Source organism: Rhodoferax sp. GW821-FHT02C08, assembly GCF_059421805.1.
Window position 1 is genome coordinate 83,401 of the sequence record NZ_JBWKVR010000021.1, and the last position, 21,064, is coordinate 104,464.

General features: G+C 63.2%; 16 protein-coding genes. 6 read left to right on the plus strand and 10 right to left on the minus strand.

Features of this window, described 5'->3' with window-relative positions:
• Position 1: 1 nt before the first annotated feature.
• Genes bioB through scpA form a run of 9 tightly spaced genes read right to left on the minus strand, consistent with a single transcriptional unit; the run spans position 2 to position 9,760 of the window.
• Positions 2-1,021, minus strand: coding sequence for a biotin synthase BioB (bioB, locus tag AC07VY_RS21225; protein ID WP_495074810.1), 1,020 nt, complete (start codon positions 1,019-1,021; stop codon positions 2-4).
• A 9-nt stretch (positions 1,022-1,030) separates the two neighbouring features.
• Positions 1,031-3,079, minus strand: coding sequence for an acetyl-CoA carboxylase biotin carboxylase subunit (locus AC07VY_RS21230; protein WP_495099184.1), 2,049 nt, complete (start codon positions 3,077-3,079; stop codon positions 1,031-1,033).
• The gene (locus AC07VY_RS21235; RefSeq protein WP_495074812.1) at positions 3,072-3,194 is read right to left on the minus strand and encodes a hypothetical protein; all 123 of its coding nucleotides are present in this window, start codon (positions 3,192-3,194) and stop codon (positions 3,072-3,074) included. Before AC07VY_RS21235 ends, AC07VY_RS21230 begins: the two co-directional genes overlap by 8 nt.
• Positions 3,195-3,201: 7 nt before the next feature.
• A complete protein-coding gene (locus AC07VY_RS21240) occupies positions 3,202-3,492 on the minus strand; it encodes a helix-hairpin-helix domain-containing protein (protein WP_495099185.1) in 291 nt (96 codons plus the stop codon).
• Between the two features lie 14 nt (positions 3,493-3,506).
• Positions 3,507-4,553: an acyltransferase family protein gene (locus AC07VY_RS21245; RefSeq protein ID WP_495099186.1), complete on the minus strand. Its 1,047-nt coding sequence runs from the start codon at positions 4,551-4,553 to the stop codon at positions 3,507-3,509.
• 16 nt (positions 4,554-4,569) lie between these two features.
• Entirely contained in the window at positions 4,570-6,102 is a 1,533-nt protein-coding gene (locus AC07VY_RS21250; RefSeq protein ID WP_495099187.1) for an acyl-CoA carboxylase subunit beta, read from the minus strand.
• Positions 6,103-6,132: 30 nt separating this feature from the next.
• Positions 6,133-7,122 carry a methylmalonyl Co-A mutase-associated GTPase MeaB gene (meaB, locus tag AC07VY_RS21255; RefSeq protein WP_495099188.1) on the minus strand — a complete coding sequence of 330 codons (990 nt, stop codon included), beginning with the start codon at positions 7,120-7,122 and terminating at the stop codon, positions 6,133-6,135.
• Complete coding sequence (locus AC07VY_RS21260) at positions 7,119-7,553, minus strand: GNAT family N-acetyltransferase (RefSeq protein WP_495099189.1); 435 nt, start codon at positions 7,551-7,553, stop codon at positions 7,119-7,121. The genes meaB and AC07VY_RS21260 overlap by 4 nt, the downstream gene beginning before the upstream one ends.
• A gap of 17 nt (positions 7,554-7,570) precedes the next feature.
• Entirely contained in the window at positions 7,571-9,760 is a 2,190-nt protein-coding gene (scpA, locus tag AC07VY_RS21265; protein WP_495099190.1) for a methylmalonyl-CoA mutase, read from the minus strand.
• An 87-nt stretch (positions 9,761-9,847) separates the two neighbouring features.
• Here scpA and AC07VY_RS21270 point away from each other — a divergent pair, with 87 nt between their 5' ends.
• The 6 genes from AC07VY_RS21270 (at position 9,848) to AC07VY_RS21295 (ending at position 19,897) form a co-directional block, all read left to right on the plus strand.
• Positions 9,848-10,492: a GntR family transcriptional regulator gene (locus tag AC07VY_RS21270; RefSeq protein WP_495099191.1), complete on the plus strand. Its 645-nt coding sequence runs from the start codon at positions 9,848-9,850 to the stop codon at positions 10,490-10,492.
• A 226-nt stretch (positions 10,493-10,718) separates the two neighbouring features.
• Positions 10,719-11,633, plus strand: coding sequence for a protoglobin domain-containing protein (locus tag AC07VY_RS21275; RefSeq protein WP_495099192.1), 915 nt, complete (start codon positions 10,719-10,721; stop codon positions 11,631-11,633).
• A 12-nt stretch (positions 11,634-11,645) separates the two neighbouring features.
• Positions 11,646-12,020, plus strand: a complete 375-nt coding sequence (locus AC07VY_RS21280) for an STAS domain-containing protein (RefSeq protein ID WP_495099193.1) — start codon at positions 11,646-11,648, stop codon at positions 12,018-12,020.
• 2 nt (positions 12,021-12,022) lie between these two features.
• Positions 12,023-13,114, plus strand: a complete 1,092-nt coding sequence (locus AC07VY_RS21285) for a SpoIIE family protein phosphatase (protein ID WP_495099194.1) — start codon at positions 12,023-12,025, stop codon at positions 13,112-13,114.
• A complete protein-coding gene (locus AC07VY_RS21290) occupies positions 13,102-15,813 on the plus strand; it encodes a response regulator (RefSeq protein WP_495099195.1) in 2,712 nt (903 codons plus the stop codon). The genes AC07VY_RS21285 and AC07VY_RS21290 overlap by 13 nt, the downstream gene beginning before the upstream one ends.
• 295 nt (positions 15,814-16,108) lie before the next feature.
• Positions 16,109-19,897, plus strand: a complete 3,789-nt coding sequence (locus AC07VY_RS21295) for a response regulator (protein ID WP_495099196.1) — start codon at positions 16,109-16,111, stop codon at positions 19,895-19,897.
• 5 nt (positions 19,898-19,902) lie between these two features.
• Here AC07VY_RS21295 and dusA read toward each other — a convergent pair whose 3' ends face one another.
• Positions 19,903-20,877, minus strand: a complete 975-nt coding sequence (dusA, locus tag AC07VY_RS21300; RefSeq protein WP_495099197.1) for a tRNA dihydrouridine(20/20a) synthase DusA — start codon at positions 20,875-20,877, stop codon at positions 19,903-19,905.
• Positions 20,878-21,064 lie beyond the last annotated feature (187 nt).

The following is a 21,064-nucleotide window of genomic DNA, read 5'->3' on the forward strand; positions in this document are numbered from 1 at the left end:
TTTAGGACGCCAGCACGCCCGAGGTCGGCAGGCCCAGCTTGGCCAGCAGCTGGCGGTCAGCTTCCACATCCGGGTTGCCGGTGACCAGCAGCTTGTCGCCGTAGAAGATCGAATTCGCGCCGGCCAGGAAGCACATGGCCTGCACGGCCTCGCCCATCTGCTGGCGGCCGGCCGACAGGCGTACGCGAGCGGTCGGCATGGTGATGCGGGCCACCGCAATCACGCGCACAAACTCCAGCGGGTCCAGCGGCGGCGCATCGGCCAGCGGCGTGCCTTCCACCCGCACCAGGTTGTTCACCGGTACCGATTCGGGATAGGACGGCTCCAGATTCGCCAGCTGGGCCACCAGGCCAGCGCGCTGGGCACGGGTTTCACCCATGCCGACGATGCCGCCACTGCAGACCTTGACGCCAGCGCCACGCACGCGGTCCAGCGTGTCCAGGCGGTCCTGGTAGACACGGGTGTCGATGATGTCGCCGTAGAAATCGGGCGAGGTGTCCAGGTTGTGGTTGTAGTAGTCCAGGCCGGCGTCGCGCAGCTGGGCGGCGTGCCCGTCTTCCAGCATGCCCAGGGTGGCGCAGGTTTCCATGCCCAGGGCCTTCACGGCCTTCACCAGTTCGGCCACGTTGTCCACATCACGGTCCTTCGGGCTGCGCCAGGCCGCGCCCATGCAGAAGCGCGTGGCACCGGCCTCCTGGGCCGCCTTGGCCGCGGCGACCACCACGTCCACGCCCAGCATCTTGGTGGCGGGGGTGCCGGTGTCGTAGTGCACCGACTGCGGGCAGTAGCCGCAGTCTTCTGGGCAGCCCCCGGTCTTGATAGACAGCAGGGTCGAGAGTTGCACGTCACCTGCGGGGAAGTTCTCGCGGTGCACGGTTTGCGCGCGGTGCATCAGCTCCAGGAAAGGCAGCTCGAACAGCGCCTCGACTTCGGCCAGAGGCCAGCGTTCTTCGGAATTCACCACGGGTTTCGGAGCCGTACGGTGCAAAGTGATCGGCTGTTCAAGGGTCGCAGTATTCATGGGTATCTCTTATGCAAAACGGACAATGGGCTGGTCTACAGACAGGGATTCTCCCTTAGCTGCCAAGACCTCTTCCACCACGCCATCGGCGGCGGCGAACAGCACATTTTCCATCTTCATGGCTTCGATCACGGCGACACGCTCGCCGGCCTGCACTTTTTGCCCCGGCTGCACCGCCACATCCACCAGCAAACCCGGCATGGGCGAGAGCACGAAACGGCTCATATCCGGCGGCGCCTTGTAGGGCATCAGGGCGTGCAGGGCTGCTGCGCGCGGCGACAGCACCAGGGCATCCAGCTGGCGGCCGTCATGCGCGATGCGCAGGGCCAGCGGGTTGCGCGGCGTGCCCCGTTCCACCTGGGCGGTAAAGGCTTGGCCGTTGCATGTGCCATAGATACGCGGCGAACCCAGGCGGGCATCACTACAAAATTTATAGCTTCTTGCGCCGATAGATACTGCGCTGGAGCCTGTTTTCTCTTCAAAGTCCTGCACACGAACCTGGGTGTGCACCGTGTGCCCGCCGGCACCCAGGGCCACCACGGTAAAGGCCTCACCCACCTCCACCTCGTGCCCGGCCACCTGGCCGCGGATGCCGCTGGCGCGGTCGCGGTAGCGGCGGTGCACAAAGGCGGCCAGGGCCAGCAGAAAGTCGGGGTCTGCATGCGGCACGTCCTCGGCGCGGAAGCCGCTGGCGTAGTGTTCGGCGATGAAACCCGTGTTGAAGTCGCCGGCCACAAACTTCGGGTGCGCCAGCAGCGCCGCCTGAAACGGGATGTTGCTGCTTACGCCGCGGATCACAAAGCCGTTCAACGCCTCGCGCATCTTGGTGATCGCATCCAGCCGGTCCGTGCCGTGCACGATCAGCTTGGCGATCATGGAGTCGTAGAACATCGGGATCTCGCCGCCGTCCTGCACACCGGTATCCACACGCACGCCGTACAAGTCCTGCGTGTTCGCCTGGAACATGCTTTCCTTCGGCGGCTGGAAGCGCACCAGGCGCCCAGTGCTGGGCAGAAAGTTGCGAAACGGGTCTTCGGCGTTGATGCGGCACTCCATGGCCCAGCCATTGCGTTTGACCTCGGCCTGCGCCAGCGGCAGCTTCTCGCCCGCCGCCACGCGGATCATCAGCTCCACCAGGTCCAGGCCGGTGATGCATTCCGTCACCGGGTGCTCCACCTGCAGGCGGGTGTTCATTTCCAGAAAGTAAAAGCTCTGGTCCTTGCCGACCACGAACTCCACCGTGCCCGCGCTCTGGTACTGCACGGCCTTGGCCAGGGCCACCGCCTGCTCGCCCATGGCTTTGCGCGTGGCGTCGCTGATGAAGGGGCTGGGCGCCTCCTCAATCACCTTCTGGTGGCGGCGCTGAATGGAGCATTCGCGCTCGTTCAGGTAAATCACGTTGCCGTGTGCATCGCCCAGCAGCTGGATCTCGATATGGCGGGGTTCCTCGACAAACTTTTCGATGAAAACACGGTCGTCACCAAAGCTGTTGCGCGCCTCGCTGCGGCAGCTGGTGAAGCCCTCCAGCGCCTCCTTGTCGTTGTAGGCCACGCGCAGGCCCTTGCCGCCACCGCCGGCGCTGGCCTTGATCATCACCGGGTAGCCTATGCCCTGGGCGATCTGCACCGCGCGCTCGGCCGTTTCTATGGCGTCATTGACGCCCGGGATGCAGTTCACACCTGCTGCAGCTGCTAGCTTTTTGGAAGCAATCTTGTCGCCCATCGCCGCAATCGAATGGTGCTTGGGCCCGATGAAGACAATGCCCTCTTCCTCCACCCGCTTGGCAAACTCGGCGTTTTCACTCAAAAAGCCATAGCCCGGGTGCACCGCCTGCGCGCCGGTGGCCTTGCAGGCGGCGATGATCTTGTCGGCCTGCAGATAGCTCTCGCGGCTGGGTGCGGCGCCGATATGCACAGCCTCGTCTGCCAGCTCCACGTGGCGCGCGTCCTTGTCGGCATCCGAGTACACAGCCACGGTCTTAATGCCCATATTGCGGGCTGTTGTGATGACCCGGCAGGCGATTTCACCGCGGTTGGCGATGAGGATTTTCTTAAACATGGGTGGTCTCCGCGTTGAAATCGCCTGCGTGCGCTTTGCGCACCAAGCAATGTACAGAAACGACGGCTGCGCCGACGTTTTCACCGCGGTTGGCGATCAGTATTTTGGTGAACATGAAAATCCTATTCTTTTGATTTCAGCAAAGCTTTGCGTTCGGCGGTGAAATCCCACCAAGGTTGGCGTGGCCCACCGTTCATGAATTTCTTGGCTGCCATGAAGGCGTCCAGCACGCAGGGGTCGTGGCGCTGGCCCATGGGGCCGCGCAGGGCCTCGTAGACCGCCAGCGGGTCCATGGCGGCCACATCGGCGGGGGTCCGCAGACCCAGGCCACGCAGGTCTTGCGCGATGGATGCACCAATATTCGGGATGTCGGTCAGTACGCGGACCTGGGCAGCGGTATCGGCTTTGGGCATGGCTACTCCTCCATTCAAGACGCGCTGCGTCCGAGCACCCGGCGTTTGCCGACGAACCGGATCGACTCGACGTAGCGGTAGGAAATAAAAGACAGCACGTACACCAGCAGCACATAGGCGGTGAACCACAGCCACTCCAGCGCGCCACCTGCGGGGCGCCAGGCAATGGCATGCAGCAACACCAGCACCACCGGGTGCCAGAGGTAGGTGGAGTAGGAATAGTCGCCCAGCCGAACCAGAAAACTTGCCCCTGGCAAACGGCTGACCCAGTTGTTGCACAGCAGAGCACTCAGCACCATGGCGCAGGCCAGAAACATCTTGAACGCCCCCGAAAACTGCCAGACCACGGGCCAAGGGTAGGTCGCCAGATACGCCACCGTCACGCCTGCGATCGCAACGGCCAAAAGCAAAACACTACGCCGGCGCTGGTTCTGCGCAGGCAGCGCCAGCCATTGGCCGGCCAGCAGCCCCACCGCGAACAAAATCAAGAGTGGGCTGCTGGCGATGCTGGCCAACCACCACTGCGGCCCCCACACCAGCGGCAGCACGCACAAAACACCCAGGGTTGGCCACAGCCAGGCCCGCCTGAACAGGCCCAACATCAGCGCCAGCAGGGCATAAAAAAACATCTCGAAATTCAGCGACCAACCCACCACCAGCGTCGGGAACAGCCCCAGGCCCGCAGGGTGCTGGTGCGGAACAAAGGCCAGGGACAGCAGCAGGCTTTGCAGCGTCCACACACCCCAGTTCAAAGCGCCCAGCCCGACCACACTGGCCGCCAGAATCAGACACAGCGTCGCCACCCAGTAGGCCGGCACGATGCGCTCCACCCGCCTGGCAAAGAAACTGAGCGCGGACACGGGGCGCTGCGCCAGCGAACGCTGCATGATGAAGCCGCTGATCACAAAGAACACAAACACCGCGTAGGTACCCACCGCCCCGGCGAAATGCCACAGGCCTGGACTGTCATCCATGTTGTGAAAGAACTGGTGGTAGTGGTGCAACACCACCAGCCAAGCCGCCACGGCCCGCAGTATCTGCAGGGACAACAGCTTGTTCATCGCGCGCTCTGCATGCTTACAGCGGAATATTGCCGTGCTTGCGCCACGGGTTTTCGATCTTCTTGCTGGCCAACATGACCAGGCTGCGGCAGATGCGCTTACGGGTTTCGTGCGGCAGGATCACGTCGTCGATGTAGCCGCGCGCACCAGCCACAAAAGGGTTGGCGAAGCGGGCCTTGTACTCGGCTTCCTTGGCGGCCAGCTTGGCCGGGTCGCCCTTGTCTTCGCGGAAGATGATTTCCACCGCGCCCTTGGCGCCCATCACGGCGATCTCGGCATGCGGCCAGGCAAAGTTGACGTCGCCGCGCAGGTGCTTGGAGGCCATCACGTCATAGGCGCCGCCATAGGCCTTGCGGGTGATGACGGTGACCTTGGGTACGGTGCATTCGGCGTAGGCGTAGAGCAGCTTGGCGCCGTGCTTGATGATGCCGCCGAACTCCTGGCTGGTGCCGGGCATGAAGCCGGGCACGTCGACAAAGGTGATCACCGGGATATTGAACGCATCGCAGAAGCGGATGAAGCGCGCGGCCTTGATGCTGCTCTTGATGTCCAGGCAGCCGGCCAGCACCAGCGGCTGGTTGGCCACGATCCCAACCGTCTGGCCCTCCATGCGGGCGAAGCCGATGAGGATGTTCTTCGCGTATTCGGGCTGCAGCTCGAAGAAGTCGCCGTCGTCCACCGTCTTGGTGATCAACTCCTTCATGTCGTAGGGCTTGTTGGGGTTGTCGGGCACCAGGCTGTCCAGGCTGTAGTCCATGCGGTCGGCACGGTCGCCGCTGGGGCGCAGGGGTGCTTTTTCGCGGTTGTTCAGCGGCAGGTAGTTGTACAGGCGGCGCAGCATCAGCAGCGCCTCCACATCGTTCTCAAACGCCAGGTCGGCCACGCCGCTTTGCGTGGTGTGGGTGATGGCGCCGCCCAGTTCCTCGGCCGTCACCTCTTCGTGCGTCACAGTCTTCACCACCTCGGGGCCGGTGACGAACATATAGCTGCTGTCCTTCACCATGAAGATGAAGTCGGTCATGGCCGGGCTGTACACCGCGCCGCCAGCGCAGGGGCCCATCACCATGCTAATTTGCGGTACCACGCCGCTGGCCATGGCATTTTTCAGGAACACATCGGCATAGCCGCCAAGCGAAGCCACGCCCTCCTGGATGCGCGCGCCGCCCGAGTCGTTCAGGCCGATCACCGGCGCGCCCACCTTCATGGCCTGGTCCATGATCTTGCAGATCTTCTCGGCATGGGCTTCGCTGAGTGCGCCGCCAAATACCGTGAAGTCTTGGCTGAAGACAAACACCAGGCGGCCGTTGATCATGCCGTAGCCGGTGACCACGCCGTCGCCGGGAATCTTGTTGTCGGCCATGCCGAAATCGGCGCAGCGGTGCTCGACAAACATATCCCATTCTTCGAACGTACCCTCGTCCAGCAGCAGCTCCAGGCGTTCACGGGCTGTGAGCTTGCCCTTGCTGTGCTGGGCGTCGATGCGCTTTTGCCCACCGCCCATGCGGGCTTGTTCGCGCTTGGCTTCCAGCTGTTCCAGGATATGTTGCATAAGAATGGTTGCTCCGTTTTTGATAGCTATCTACGCAGATGTTTTCTGCGCCAGCAATAGATTTCGTGCTGCGGTGGATGCGGACAGCCGCCCTGCTGCTACCTCGGCCTGCAGCTGCGGCAACAAAGCCTGCACCTGCGGGTGCTGGCGAAAGGCCTGCTTCAGCCCCGCGTCAATGCGCTCCCACATCCAGGCCAGCGACTGCTGCTGGCGCCGGGTCTGCCAGTTGCCGTTGGCAGTTTGCAGTTTTTGGAACTGCAGGGCTGCGGCCCAAAACGCCTCTACACCCTGGCCGGCCAGCGCGCTCAGCAGCAGGGCCTGCGGCCGCCAGTGTGCGTCGTCGTGCGGGCCAAATAAACCCAACAGCTGCATCGCCGAAGTCATTTGCAACTGGGCACGCTGGGCCGCCAGTGCATCGATGTCGGACTTGTTGATCAGCACCAGGTCGGCCAGCTCGACCACACCTTTTTTGATGGCCTGCAGGTCGTCACCGGCATTCGGCAGCTGCATCAGTACGAACATGTCCGTCATGCCGGCCACCGCCGTCTCGCTCTGGCCCACGCCCACGGTTTCCACGATCACTACGTCATAACCCGCCGCTTCACACACCAGCATGGCCTCACGCGTCTTCTCGGCCACACCGCCCAGGGTGCCGCTGCTGGGGCTGGGGCGGATGTAGGCCTGCGGGTGCACCGACAGCTTTTCCATGCGCGTCTTGTCGCCCAGGATGGAGCCACCGGACACCGTGCTGGACGGGTCTATGGTCAGCACCGCCACGCGGTAGCCCAGGCCAATCAGGTACAGGCCCAGCACCTCGATGAAGGTGGACTTGCCCACGCCCGGCACGCCGCTAATGCCGAGGCGAAAGGATTTGCTGGTGTGCGGCAGCAGTGCGGTCAGCAGTTCGTCCGCCTGCGCGCGGTGGTCGGCGCGGCTGGATTCGAGCAGGGTGATGGACTTGGCGATGGCGCGGCGCTGGGCCGGGCTATCACCTGCCAAAAGGGCAGCAAGAAAGCTCATGCGATCTGCGCCTTCCAGCGGTAGTCGATGTCGAATGCGCTTTCCCCTACCACCTCGAAACCATGGCGCAGGTAAAAACGGTTGGCATCACTCAGGCGCAGTGCAGAAAGCGTGACGTCCTGGCCATGACTCTTGACCCACGCCATGGCCCAAGCCCCCACACCCTGCCCTTGTAGTCCGGGACGGACGTAGAGGTGCTCCAGGTGCAAAGAACTTTCATCCGTTGGCCTGAGCGTGACGTAGCCAATGCGCTCGTCCGCAAGGCAGATGTGCTGCATGTACTGCGGCGCAAAGGCGGCCTGCAAGCGTGCACGGGCGCGTTGCGGGTCGAAGCGCCCCAGCCGCTCCAAGCTTTCACGCAAGGCGGCAATGCGCAGCTCCACCATGGACTCGAAATCTTCCGCGACAACGGGGGCAAAACTCAAACGCATAAGGCTCCGGTTTTGGCTCAGGCCTTGGCTGCGCCCAAGGATTGGCGGATCTGCTCCAGCACATCCCGCGCACTCGCCGGAATCGGCGTGCCGGGCCCGTAGATGCCCTTCACGCCCGCAGCAAACAGCATGTCGTAGTCTTGTCGCGGGATCACGCCGCCCACAAAGACAATGATGTCGTCCGCGCCCTGCTTGCGTAGCTCGGCAATGATGGCGGGCACCAGGGTTTTGTGGCCTGCTGCCAAAGTCGATACCCCCACGGCGTGCACATCGTTTTCAATCGCCTGGCGCGCGCATTCCTCGGGGGTCTGGAACAGCGGACCCATGTCCACGTCGAAGCCCAGGTCGGCAAAGGCAGTGGCCACCACCTTGGCACCCCGGTCATGGCCGTCCTGGCCCAGCTTGCTAACCATCACCCGGGGGCGGCGGCCAAACTCCGTGGCAAAGGCATTGATGTCGGCCTTGAGAGCGTCCCAGAATTCCATGGTGTCCCCTTCGCCCGAGGCAGAGTCGTAGGCTGCAGCGTACACGCCAGTGACTTTTTGCGTGTCGGCGCGGTGGCGGCCGTACACCTTCTCCAGCGCATCGCTGACCTCGCCCACGGTGGCGCGGGCGCGGATGGCGTCTATGCTCAGGGCCAGCAGATTGCCCTGGCCTGTTTCCGCTGCAGAACTGATAGCAGCCAGCGCACGTTCCACCTGCGCGGAGTCGCGTTTTTGCTTGATAACTTTGAGGCGGGCAATCTGGCCGTCGCGCACGGCCACGTTGTCGATGTCGCGGCTTTCGATGGCGTCTTCGGTCTGCAGCTTGTATTTGTTGACGCCAACGATCACGTCCTTACCGCTGTCGATGCGCGCCTGCTTCTCTGCCGCGGCGGCTTCGATCTTCAGCTTGGCCCAGCCGCTGTCCACGGCCTTGGTCATGCCGCCCATGGCGTCCACTTCTTCGATGATCTTCCAGGCAGCGTCGGCCATGTCCTGGGTCAACCTTTCCATCATGTAGCTACCGGCCCAGGGGTCTATCACATGCGGGATGTGGGTCTCTTCCTGGATGATGAGCTGGGTGTTGCGGGCGATGCGGGCTGAAAACTCGGTGGGCAGGGCGATGGCTTCGTCGAAGCTATTGGTGTGCAGGCTTTGCGTGCCGCCGAATACGGCCGCCATGGCCTCGATGGTGGTGCGCACCACGTTGTTGTACGGGTCTTGCTCGGTCAGGCTCCAGCCGCTGGTCTGGCAATGGGTGCGCAGCATCAGGCTCTTGGGGCTCTTGGCGTCAAAGCCCTTCATGATGCGGCACCACAGCAGGCGCGCGGCACGCATCTTGGCCACTTCCAGGTAGAAGTTCATGCCTATGGCCCAGAAGAAGCTCAGGCGCCCGGCGAAGGCATCCACATCCATACCAGTGGCGATGGCGGTCTTCACATATTCCTTGCCGTCGGCGAGGGTGAAGGCCAGCTCCAGGGCCTGGTTGGCACCCGCCTCCTGCATGTGGTAACCCGAAATCGAGATCGAGTTGAACTTGGGCATGTGCTGTGCCGTGTAGCCGATGATGTCGCCAATGATGCGCATGCTGGGCGCGGGCGGGTAGATGTAGGTGTTGCGCACCATGAACTCTTTGAGGATATCGTTCTGTATGGTGCCGCTGAGCTGGTCCTGGCGCACGCCCTGCTCTTCCGCCGCCACCACATAGCCGGCCAGCACCGGCAGCACGGCACCGTTCATGGTCATGCTGACACTGACCCGGTCCAGCGGGATCTGGTCGAACAGAATCTTCATGTCCTCCACCGAGTCAATGGCCACGCCGGCCTTGCCCACATCGCCGGTCACGCGCGGGTGGTCGCTGTCGTAGCCGCGGTGGGTCGCTAGGTCAAACGCCACGCTGACGCCCTGGCCGCCAGCGGCCAAGGCCTTGCGGTAGAAGGCATTGGACTCTTCAGCGGTGGAGAAGCCCGCGTACTGGCGGATGGTCCAGGGCCGCACCGCATACATGGTGGCTTGCGGGCCACGCAGATAAGGCTCGAAGCCAGGCAAAGTGTGGGTGTATGGCAGGCCGGCCGTGTCCTCGGCGGTGTACAACGGTTTGACGGTGATGCCGTCGGGCGTATGCCAGTCCAGTGCCGATACATCGCCGCCCGGCGCCGACTTGGCGGCGGCTTTGGCCCATTGCGCGAGGCTGGCAGGGCTAAATTCAGGTACGGTGTGACTCATATGACTTAGGGCTTGGCTGCGTTGTGCGGCAGTTTACTGCATTCATAATTATAAATTCAGAATTATTTTTACCGTAGAATCCGGCCCATGGCTGCCACCACCCTTACTCCACTGACTCCCCGCGCGCTCTACGAAGAAGTGGCCGAGCTGCTGCGCCAACGCATTTTTGCGCGCACGCTGGAGCCCGGCAGCTGGATCGACGAGCTGAAGCTGGCCGAGGAATACGGCATCAGCCGCACCCCGCTGCGCGAGGCGCTGAAGGTGCTGGCCACCGAGGGCCTGGTGACCATGAAGGTGCGCCGTGGCGCCTATGTGACCGAGGTGTCGGAGACCGACCTGGCCGATGTCTACCACCTGCTGGCGTTGCTGGAGTCCGACGCTGCCGGCGTGGTGGCCACCCGCGCCACCCCCGCGCAGCGCGCCGAGCTGCAGGCCCTGCACGCCGAGCTGGAAGCCGCGGTGGACCAACGCGAGCAGTTCTTTGCCATCAACGAGCAATTCCATATGCGCCTGCTGGCCATCGCCAACAACCGCTGGCGCGACCAGATCGTGGCCGATCTGCGCAAGGTAATGAAGCTGAACCGGCACAACTCGCTGCTCAAGTCCGGCCGTATCCAGGAGTCGCTACAGGAGCACCGGGCGCTGATGGATGCCCTGCTGGCCCAGGACGCCGCGCGCGCCAGCCAGTGCATGCACCAGCACTTCCACAATGGGCTGGAAGCGGCCTCCTGACGGCTCAGAAAAGCTACAGTATTTGTAGCTGCCTGCGCAGATAAAACCTGCGCCAGCGCGTATTTTTACCGTCATCCCCTAAACAGATGATCGCCCCGCTGCACGGGTTGCCACGGGGCTTGGCGAATGCTCTAAAGCACTACAAAATGGGCCATACCTGCGGCCCGGCGCATATCCAACGCGTATACGGCCCGCCCCCCTGCCAGAGCCATCTCCAAGGAGCACCATGACATCGCACGAGTTGCTGGAAAAGTTCAATATCACCCCCCAAGATGTAGACCATGTTCGCAAGGCAGGCAGCATCATCGAGCCCCAGCTGGAGGCATTTGTGGAGGAATGGTATGTGTGGCTGCGCAAGCAGCCGGAGTACCTGCAGTTCTTTCCGGACAGCGACAACGTGGGCCGGGTGCGCAAGCTGCAGGTACGCCACTGGCAGCAGTTCTTTGCCGCCGAGATCAACGACTTCTACGTGGCCCGCTGCACGCATGTGGGCGCCATCCACGCCCATATCGAGCTGCCCAACGACATCTACTTCGCCGGTGTCAGCATGTTCTACCAGATGCTGGTGAAAAAACTGCGCACTACTGACCTGCCCACCGAGGAGGTGTTGGACATGGCACTGTCCATCAGCAAGCAGCTGAAGATGGACACATTTCTGGTGATAGACACCATCTCGCGCATCGCACGCGAACGCATCGCCGACCACAGCCGGGCCATGATGGAAATGTCCACCCCGGTCACGCCGATCTGGGAGGGCATCCTGCTGCTGCCGCTGGTGGGCATCATCGACACCACGCGCACGGCCGAGATCATGAACAAGACGCTGACCAAGATCGCCGAGAGCCGCTCCAAGGTCTTTGTGCTGGACATCAGCGGCGTGGCCTCGGTGGACACCGGTGTGGCCAACCAGCTGATCAAGATCACCAAGGCCACCCGGCTGATGGGCTGCGAGTCCATCATCTCCGGCGTGTCGCCCTCCATCGCCCGCACCATGGTCGAGCTGGGCGTGGTGATTGGCGAAGTACGCACCACCGCCACCCTGCGCGATGCCTTCGAACTGGCGCTGCGCGCAGTGGGCGTAACCGATGTCAGCGCCACCGCCCAACTTACCGGCGGCCTGCGTCCCCGGAACGGGTCGTAGGGACGCGTTGGCATGTCCGCCAGCATGCTCCACAACGTCTCCATGACCGAGGTGCAGGGCTGCCTGGTGGTGGCCATGCAGGCCGATTTGCGGGACGAAAGCTTTGATGCGCTGCACCAGGCCGTAACCGAGCGCCTGGTGGACAAACGGCTGCCAGCGGCCGTGCTCGACTTCTCTGCCGTGCCGGTGCTGGACCTGCATGAGTTCTCGCGCATCCAGGCCCTGGCCCGGGTGATGGGTTTTCTGGGCGCGCAGGTGGTGTTTGTGGCGCTCAATCCGGGCATTGCCAGTTTTCTGGCCCAGGCCGGTGCGAACATCGGCGACCAGCAGTTTTGCATGCACATGGAAGACGCCTTCGCGCTGCTGGCGTCCCAGGGTACGTATTAACCATGTCCGGCAGCACCCACGACAGCGCCGCCTTCCGCATCCAGTCCGCACTGGACCTGCGCATGGCCGTGGCCCAGGTGGGGCGCATGCCGGCACTGGCGCAGTACTCGGCGGTAGACCTGACGATGCTGGCCACCGTGGTCGCCGAGCTGGGCAGCAACATCCTGAAATACGCGGGCCAAGGCCAAATCCGCATCCAGCCCGTGCACAGCGGCTACCGCCATGGCGTGGACATCGTGGCCGAAGACGCCGGGCCGGGCATTGCCGACGTGGCCCTGGCCATGGAGGAACACTACAGCTCCTCGGGCACGCTGGGCCTGGGTCTGAGCGGCGTGCGCCGCATGGTGTCCGAGTTCCACATCGCGTCCGCCCCCGGACAGGGCTGCAAGGTGCAAACCCGCAAATGGTTGAACCAGTCTGCCCACACCATGGCCCTCTCCGCCGCCCCGCCGCAGCCCGGCCCTGCCCCATTGCAGGCTGCCGCCGCACCGCGGCCTGGCCAGGCCCCGAAGCTGTCGTTCGATCTGGCCGAAATCAACCGCCCACGCTACCCGGAGTACCTGTGCGGCGACAGCACAGTGGTACAACAGGTACCGGACGGCTTGCTACTGGCCTGCATCGATGCATCGGGCCATGGCAAACGCGCGCATGCGGTAGCCGAGCCGCTGGCCGACCTGGTGCGCACGGCCGGCAACACCCAACCGGACCAGCTGCTGCAGCGCATGCACCAGTACTGCATAGGCACGGTGGGCGCCGCTGCAGCCGTGGCCTTTGTGCATGCGGTACGCGGCGAGCTGTTGTTTGCCGGCGTGGGTAATATCCGCATCCGCTGCGTCGGGGCCATCCCCTGGGCCGGCATCTCACGTGACGGCGTGCTGGGCGAACGCTTCTCCTCGCCGCATGTACAACGCTTCCCCCTGCATGTCGATGATGTGGTGCTGCTCTATTCGGACGGCATACGCGAAACCATCAGCAGCCAGATGCTGCGCCGCGCCCGCCTGGGTACGGCACAGCAAATTGCCGAGTATGTGCTGCGCGAGGGCAGCAAAACAACAGACGATGCCAGCTGCATCGTGCTCAAGTGCAAGCGGTAGCCAGCATAGGCCAGCTGTCGCTGTATGCGGCCCACTCCTGCCTGGAGGCGCGCAGCAAGGTCTTGCATGCCCTGCTGGCCATTGAGGGCCCGTCGCCACACTGCACGCCCATGGCAGCATGTACCTCCGAGATGTGCCGCTGGCTGCTGGCCCATGGACAAGACCCGCAGCTGGCCATGGACATCTACCGCCTGGGGCTGCGCGATTTTGCCGGCCTGAGCTTCAGCGCCAGCACGCCGCTGCCGGCGCCTGCACTGGTATTGCGCGGTCTGGTGCACAACAGTGAAACCTTCCAGAAAGACGGCCGCCACGGCCTGCGCCTGTACTTTGCCCTGCAGCAAACGCTGCGCCCCGAGCGCCTGGACGACCTGCGGGCCCGGTTTGCCGAAAAGTCGCGCGAAGAGCTGTTCATGGAGTCCCGCCAGGCCGAGAGTGATATGCGCGCCATGCTGGAGCAGTTGCGCTTGGCCAAGGATGCAGCCGATGCAGCCAGCCGGGCCAAAGGCGACTTTCTGGCCAATATGAGCCATGAAATCCGCACGCCCATGAACGCCATCATCGGCATGTCCTACTTGGCGCTGAAGACCGACCTGAACCCGCGCCAGTACGAGTATGTGCTCAAAATCCGCCAGTCCGGCCAGCACCTGCTGGGCATACTGAACGACATACTGGACTTCTCCAAGGTGGAGGCCGGCAAGCTGCGCGTGGAACAAACCGCCTTCGAGCTGGACCAACTGCTGGAAAACGTGGCCACCGTAGTGGCCGACAAGGCGCAAAGCAAGAACCTGGAGCTGGTGTTCAAGGTGCCAGCCGACATGCCGCAAAGCCTGCTGGGTGACCCACTGCGCCTGGGTCAGATCCTTATCAACTACGCCAACAATGCCATCAAGTTCACCGAAGACGGCGAAATCGATATTGTCGTACGCATGGAAGAACGCAGCGACACCCAGGCCCTGCTGCGCTTCGAGGTACACGACACCGGCATAGGCCTCACGCCCGAGCAGATCAGTCGCCTGTTCCAGAGCTTCAGCCAGGCCGACAGCTCAACTACCCGCCAGTACGGCGGTACCGGCCTGGGCCTGGTGATCAGCAAAAACCTGGCCGAGCTGATGGGCGGCAACGTAGGCGTGTACAGCGATAAAGGCAAGGGCTCCTGCTTCTGGTTCACCGCCCGGCTGGGCCTGGGCGAGCAGCGTCCGCGCTGGCTGGCCCCCAGCATCGACCTGCGCGGACGCCGGGTACTGGTGGTGGATGACAACGACAGCGCCCGTGCCGTACTGGTGGACATGCTGGCCGCGCTGAACCTGAGCGTGGCCTCGGTCGCGTCCGGCCCACAGGCACTGGACGCCTTGCAGCTGGCCTCCGACGCTGGCACGCCCTTCGACATCGTCATGCTGGACTGGCAGATGCCCGGCATGGACGGTCTGGAGGTCGCGCAGCGCATTACGACGCTACGCCTGCCTCTGCTGCCACGCCGCGTAATGGTCACGGCTTATGGCCGAGACGAAATCGACGGCCAACATGCGGCCTTTATCGACGAACTGCTGCACAAGCCAGTCAGTGGCTCGGTGCTGTTCAACACCATGATGCGCCTGCTGGACGCACGCCCACCACAGGCAGGCGCACAGAATGCGTCCCCAGCCGGCAGTTCAGCCCTGGCCGCGCTGGCCCCCTTGCGCGGCGCGCACATCCTGCTGGTGGAAGACAACCCTTTGAACCAACAGGTGGCCAGCGAGCTGCTGCAAGAGGCGGGCTTCCAGGTCAGTCTGGCCGACAACGGCCAGATCGCCATCGACATGGTGTGCGCGCGGTCTGTGCAACAAGCTTTTGACGTGGTGCTGATGGACATGCAGATGCCGGTGATGGACGGTATCCACGCCACGCTGGCGATACGCGCGAACCCCGATTTCGCCCAGATGCCCATCCTGGCCATGACGGCGAATGCCATGCAGGCAGACCGCGACCGCTGCGCCGCCGCCGGCATGCAAGGCTTTATCGCCAAGCCGATAGACCCCGAAGAACTCTGGCGGGCTCTGGCGCGCTGGATACACCCGCGTGCCGGGCTGGGCGGCGTGGCATCCATTGCAGCAGCCCCACCCGGCCCAGCCCTCTCCCTGACCAGCCGGCTGCGGGCGGTGCCCGGGCTGAACGTCACCATGGGGCTGGAGCACATGATGGGCAAGGAATCCTTCTACGGCAGCATGCTGGGTAAGTTTATCGACGGTCAACATGACTGCTGCACACGCATACGCCTGGCCCTGCAGCAGAACGACCCCGCCATAGCCGAGCGCCTGGCCCACACCCTGCGCGGCGCAGCAGGCACGATTGGCGCCGCGGGCCTGCAGCACGCCGCCGCCCAGGTGGAGTTCGCCATCCGAGACCAACGCAGTCCGACCGAAGTGGAAGCCCTGTTGCAACTGCTGCAGCAGCCGCTGGATATCCTGGTGCAGGCCACCCAATCGGTACTGGGCAAGGCGCCGTCCCCAGCCCGGGCCACAGACCCCATACCTGCTGAAGTGATGCAACGCTTCGTGCTTCAGCTGCAAGACAACGACCCAGATGCGCGCGATGTTTTCCAGCGCTACCGCGAGCCCTTCAGGGCCGTGCTGGGCGGCCGCCATGCCGACATGGAAGCCGCCCTGCGGGATTACGACTTTGAACTGGCACTGACCGAGCTATCCCAGGCCATGCAGGCCTGACTCAGCTCCAGAAGGTCACCTGTCGACCACTGGTTACGCTATATCCATTACGCTCAAAGTTCCAAGCCACACGGTGTTCGGTATATTGGCAGCTCGCCACCCTGGGGCTGCAAGCGAAAAATCAGGCCCGTCTACCAACCGATATGAATTACAAAGAAAATAGACCTGTGGCGCAGATAAATCGTACGCAAGCAGCTATTGAATATATAGCACCCAAAATACGTGCGAACGCCCTGAGGCCCGCACATGCGGCGAGCCATACCGCACACCATCACCGCAATAGAAACAGCGCACCATGAAAGCCTGGCTGAACCGCCGGTTGATATCGCAGAAAGTGGCCCTGCTGGGTTTACTCAGCCTGTTGCTGCTGGCCTTGCCCATGGCCCTGTACCTGCGCGAGGCCAACACCACCACCGACACACTACACAAAGAGCTGCAGGGCGTACCGCCGATACGCTCGGTGCTGACACTGGTGATGCAGCTGCAAAAACACCGTGGACTGGTGGCACAAACCTCGTCCAGCAGCCCCACCGCCGGGCTGCGTGACGCACGGGCCGGCGTCCACACGGCGATGGCGCGTGTCCAGTCCCTGCTGCCCGGCATACGCACGCCGGTGATCTCCGCCCTGTGGGAGCAATGCCAATCCGAGTGGCTGGACCTGCAGGACACGCTAAACAGCAAGCACCCGCTGCAGGATCAGAGCTTTGTCCAGCACACCACGCTGATACGCCTGCTGACGAAGATCAACGACCAGCTGGCCGACGACTTCGGTCTGAACCTAGACCCGCACGGCGAGAGTTATCTGCTGGAGCGTGTGGCGTTGATCGAATCTCCCTCGCTGCTGGAATCGCTGGCGCAAGTGCGTGACAAGGGCGTGGAACTTATCAACAAGATCGATGTATCGGCCGAAGAGCGCAACTACCTGACGGCCCAGATCGGCCGCATCACCGACGACTTCGACGAGCTGCAAAACACACTGGAAAAAGCCGTACGCGCCAACGCAGACTTCCGCGAACCGCTGCAGACACCGGTGCTGGCCAGCAGCTTCCACTGGCAGCGCATCTACAAAAACCTGCATGCCCACATCCTGCAGCCGGAGATCTTCGGTCGCAATGCGCCCGATGATTTCCAGACCCTGAACGAAATCATCGACACCCAAAACCGGTTCACAGAAGCGGCCTTCCTGGCACTTCAAAGCAGCCTGGACCAGCGCCTGGACGCACTGACCACCACCAAGTACACGCTGCTCACCGTGGTCGCCTTGCTGTACCTTGTGCTGGCGGTGCTGGCCTACTTCATAGGCCGATCCATCAGCGAGCCGGTACTGCAGGCCGTGCAGATTGCACGCCAGGTTGCCGCCGGCAACTTGTACGACACCCCGCTGCCGCACGACAACAACGAGATGGGCCAGCTGCTGGCCTCGCTGAACGACATGAACCAAAGCTTGCTGCAAACCAACCGGGCGCGGCAACAGTACGAGGAACGGCTGGCGGTTGCACTGCGTGAGCAGGAAACCATTTTCGAATCGGTAAGCCTGGGCGTGATCTTCGCCGTGGACTACACCATCCAGCGCTGCAACTCGGCCATGGAGCGCATGTTTGGCTACGGCCCGGGCGAACTGCTGCAGCACGGAACCAAGGAGCTATTCCTGTCCGAGAAAGACCTCTCCGCCATCCGCCGGCGGGTCAACCCGGCCATGCAGGCCAGCGGATTCTTCTCAGGCGACGTGGAATTGCGGCACAAGGACGGATCGCCACTCTGGGTGCACACCTACGGCCGTGCCATCAATCCAAAGAAGCTCGAAGAAGGCGTGGTATGGGTCTATGAAGACATCTCCATCCAGCGCGCCACCGCCACCGAACTGCGCCGCGCCAAAGAAGCAGCCGAATTGGCCAGCCAGGCCAAGAGCGACTTTCTGGCCAATATGAGCCACGAAATCCGCACGCCTATGAACGCCGTCATCGGCATGTCGCACCTGGCGCTAAAAACCGACCTGGACCCGCGCCAGCGCGACTACCTGCAAAAGATCTACAAGTCAGGCCAGCACCTGATGGGCATATTGAATGACATCCTGGACTTCTCCAAGGTCGAGGCAGGCAAGCTGCAGGTGGAGCACATCGCCTTCGACCTGGAGCAGGTGCTGGGCAATGTGGTCACCGTGATTGCCGACAAGACCCAGGCCAAGAACCTGGAGCTGGTGTGCGACCTGCCCGCGCAGGTACCGCAGCAGCTGGTAGGCGATCCGCTGCGGCTGAGCCAGATCCTGATCAACTACGCCAACAATGCCATCAAGTTCACCGAGCATGGCGAGATTGAAATATCGGTGCGTGTGCAGGAGTACACGCCCAGCGGCGTCGTTCTGCGCTTCACCGTGCGCGATACCGGCATCGGCCTGAGCGCCGAGCAAATTGGCCGTCTATTCCAAAGCTTCAGCCAAGCCGACAGTTCCACCACCCGGGAGTACGGCGGCTCGGGCCTGGGGCTGGTGATCTGTAAGCGCCTGGCGGAACTCATGGGGGGCCAGGTCGGCGTGGACAGCACGTCGGGCCAGGGCTCCAGCTTCTGGTTCACGGCCCGCATGGGACTCGGTCAACGGGTGGCACGCCCATGCCTGAGCGACATGCAGCTGCGTGGCCGCCGGGTGCTGGTGGTAGACGACAACGACTCTGCGGCCACGGTGCTCAGCGAAATGCTGCGCAGCATGGATTTTGTGGTGGAAACCGCCTCCAGCGGTGCGCTGGCACTGGAAGCTGTCAGCAGCCGCGCCCAGGGCAGCAGCCCCTTCGATCTGGTGATGATGGACTGGCAAATGCCCGGCATGGACGGGCTGCAAGCCATACAGCGGCTGCGCGCCCTGAAGCTGCCAGCCGAACCACATGTCGTGCTGGTCACGGCCTTCGGCCGCGAAGAAGTCATGCTGGGCGCAGGTGATGCCCACGTTCCCAATGTGCTGCTCAAGCCTATCAGCCCCTCCCTTCTCTTCGACACCATGGTCAACGCGCTGGGGCAGCACACGACGCTCAGCCCGGCCCAAGACACGGCCGCGCACACCAGTGCCGCACTGCGCAGCCTGGCGCCGCTGCGCGGTGCACGCATCCTGTTGGTGGAAGACAATCTGCTGAACCAGCAGGTTGCCGGCGAGCTGCTGAAGTACGCTGGCTTTCATGTGGATATGGCCGACAACGGACAAATCGCAGTGGACATGGTTCAACAAGTGGCCTACGACCTGGTGTTGATGGACATGCAGATGCCGGTGATGGATGGCATCACCGCTACCGAGGCGATTCGCCAATTGGGCGCCGGCAGCGCGCTGGCCACGCTGCCCATCGTGGCCATGACCGCCAACGCCATGCAAGCAGACCGCGAGCGCTGCCTGGCCGCCGGTATGAACGGCTTCGTTGCCAAACCCATAGAACCCGATGAACTCTGGTGTGCGCTGGCGCAGTGGGTACTGCCCCGCAGCGGCCTGGGCCTGGACGTCAAGCCACCAGAGGTCGCTACCGAGCCGCCAGCAGATGCCGTGCCGCAGCACATCGCCGCGCTGGACACCGCTCTGGGCCTGCGCCGCGTCATGGGCAAACAGTCGCTCTATGTATCGATGCTGCGCAAATTTGCCCATGGCCAGGCGCACACCGCCAGCGCTATAGCCCAAGCACTGGAGGCGGACGACGCAACCAGCGCGGAGCGCTATGCCCACACCCTCAAAGGTCTGGCCGGCAATATTGGAGCCACCGATTTACAACATGCCGCGAACCAGCTGGAGGCCGCCCTGAAAGCCCGGGAACCCGCAGAAGCCGTGGCCATACTGCTTGCCCTGGTCGCAAGCCAGCTGGCCGCGCTGGTTGAAGGCATACAGGCAGCCCTCCCCAGCACCAAGACATCCAGCACCGAAGCAGACCCGGTACTACTGGCTGCCACGCTGGATACGATTCGCCGGCAACTGGCCGACAGCGACCCGGAAGCCCTGGACACCTGGCAAGAGCACAAAGGCATGCTGCAAGACGCGCTAGGGGAGACCTACCGCACGGTATCTGCTGCCATGGCCAACTACGACTTTGAAACCGCGCTGGTCGAATTGAAGTAAAAACGTCAGTGGGCGTGGGCCAGGGCCATCACCTCGCGCGGTGGCGTGGTTTTCAGGCGGTGGTCGCTCCACACCTGGCGCCAGCGGCGCGCACCGGGCAGGCCGTGGCGCAGCCCCAGCATGTGGCGGGCAATGCCATACCAACCCAGGCCTTGCTCTGCGGCCAGGCGCTCCATATAAACCACCATCTGCTCTTCCACGGATTCACGCGTAGCCTCGCTAGGCGCCGCACCGTAAAAAGCCTGGTCCCAGCCCGCCATGGACCAGGGGTTGTGGTAGGCCTCGCGGCCCACCATCACACCGTCCAGCAGGTCCAGCTGCTCGGCAATCTGCTGCTGCGTGGTGATGCCACCGTTGATGGCAATCGTCAGCGCCGGAAAGTCGCGCTTGAGGCGGTGCACCAGCTCATAGCGCAACGGGGGAATCTCGCGGTTTTCCTTGGGGCTCAGGCCTTTGAGCCAGGCATTGCGGGCGTGGACGATGAAGGTGCTGCAACCGGCCTCGGCCACCGTGCCGACGAAGTCGCGCACAAACTCGTAGCTCTCGGTCTTATCGATGCCGATGCGGTGCTTCACCGTGACGGGCACATCCACCACATCCACCATGGCCTTCACGCAGTCGGCTACCAGCGGCGCCTCGTTCATCAGGCAGGCGCCAAAGGCACCGCGTTGCACCCGCTCGCTGGGGCAGCCGCAGTTGATATTGATCTCGTCATAGCCCCACTGCTCGCCCAGCACGGCGCAACGCGCCAGGTCGACCGGCTCACTGCCACCCAGCTGCAGCGCCACCGGATGTTCTTCGGCATTGAAGCGCAGGTGCCGAGGCACGTCGCCATGCAGCAAGGCGCCGGTGGTCACCATCTCGGTATAAAGCAATGTGTGGCGGGAAATCAGACGGTGGAGATAGCGGCAATGCGCGTCAGTCCAGTCCATCATGGGCGCAACGGACAGGCGCCAGGGACTGTGGGCAGGGGACGTCATGGAATGCAGGGCTTGGGGAAATAGGCTAACCCGTGATTGTCCTGCTTTTCCCTATCTAGATCAGAGCCGCGCAACAGAAGCCATCCATGCCGATGCAGTAGGGGTTTAAAGTTAAGGCAACGCTGAACAAGCCTCTTCAAAATAGGCCCATGCATCTACCAGGGTCCGATTTCGGCCACTTGGGCGT

Excerpts from the sequence above, each read along its gene's own strand:
- AC07VY_RS21235 (WP_495074812.1), bottom strand. The coding sequence starts at position 3,194 with ATGTTCACCAAAATACTGATCGCCAACCGCGGTGAAAACGTCGGCGCA.
- meaB (WP_495099188.1), bottom strand. The coding sequence starts at position 7,122 with ATGAGCTTTCTTGCTGCCCTTTTGGCAGGTGATAGCCCGGCCCAGCGC.
- AC07VY_RS21275 (WP_495099192.1), top strand. The coding sequence starts at position 10,719 with ATGACATCGCACGAGTTGCTGGAAAAGTTCAATATCACCCCCCAAGAT.
- bioB (WP_495074810.1), bottom strand. The coding sequence starts at position 1,021 with ATGAATACTGCGACCCTTGAACAGCCGATCACTTTGCACCGTACGGCT.
- AC07VY_RS21260 (WP_495099189.1), bottom strand. The coding sequence starts at position 7,553 with ATGCGTTTGAGTTTTGCCCCCGTTGTCGCGGAAGATTTCGAGTCCATG.
- AC07VY_RS21250 (WP_495099187.1), bottom strand. The coding sequence starts at position 6,102 with ATGCAACATATCCTGGAACAGCTGGAAGCCAAGCGCGAACAAGCCCGC.
- AC07VY_RS21270 (WP_495099191.1), top strand. The coding sequence starts at position 9,848 with ATGGCTGCCACCACCCTTACTCCACTGACTCCCCGCGCGCTCTACGAA.
- scpA (WP_495099190.1), bottom strand. The coding sequence starts at position 9,760 with ATGAGTCACACCGTACCTGAATTTAGCCCTGCCAGCCTCGCGCAATGG.
- dusA (WP_495099197.1), bottom strand. The coding sequence starts at position 20,877 with ATGACGTCCCCTGCCCACAGTCCCTGGCGCCTGTCCGTTGCGCCCATG.
- AC07VY_RS21240 (WP_495099185.1), bottom strand. The coding sequence starts at position 3,492 with ATGCCCAAAGCCGATACCGCTGCCCAGGTCCGCGTACTGACCGACATC.
- AC07VY_RS21285 (WP_495099194.1), top strand. The coding sequence starts at position 12,023 with ATGTCCGGCAGCACCCACGACAGCGCCGCCTTCCGCATCCAGTCCGCA.
- AC07VY_RS21245 (WP_495099186.1), bottom strand. The coding sequence starts at position 4,553 with ATGAACAAGCTGTTGTCCCTGCAGATACTGCGGGCCGTGGCGGCTTGG.
- AC07VY_RS21295 (WP_495099196.1), top strand. The coding sequence starts at position 16,109 with ATGAAAGCCTGGCTGAACCGCCGGTTGATATCGCAGAAAGTGGCCCTG.
- AC07VY_RS21230 (WP_495099184.1), bottom strand. The coding sequence starts at position 3,079 with ATGTTTAAGAAAATCCTCATCGCCAACCGCGGTGAAATCGCCTGCCGG.
- AC07VY_RS21280 (WP_495099193.1), top strand. The coding sequence starts at position 11,646 with ATGTCCGCCAGCATGCTCCACAACGTCTCCATGACCGAGGTGCAGGGC.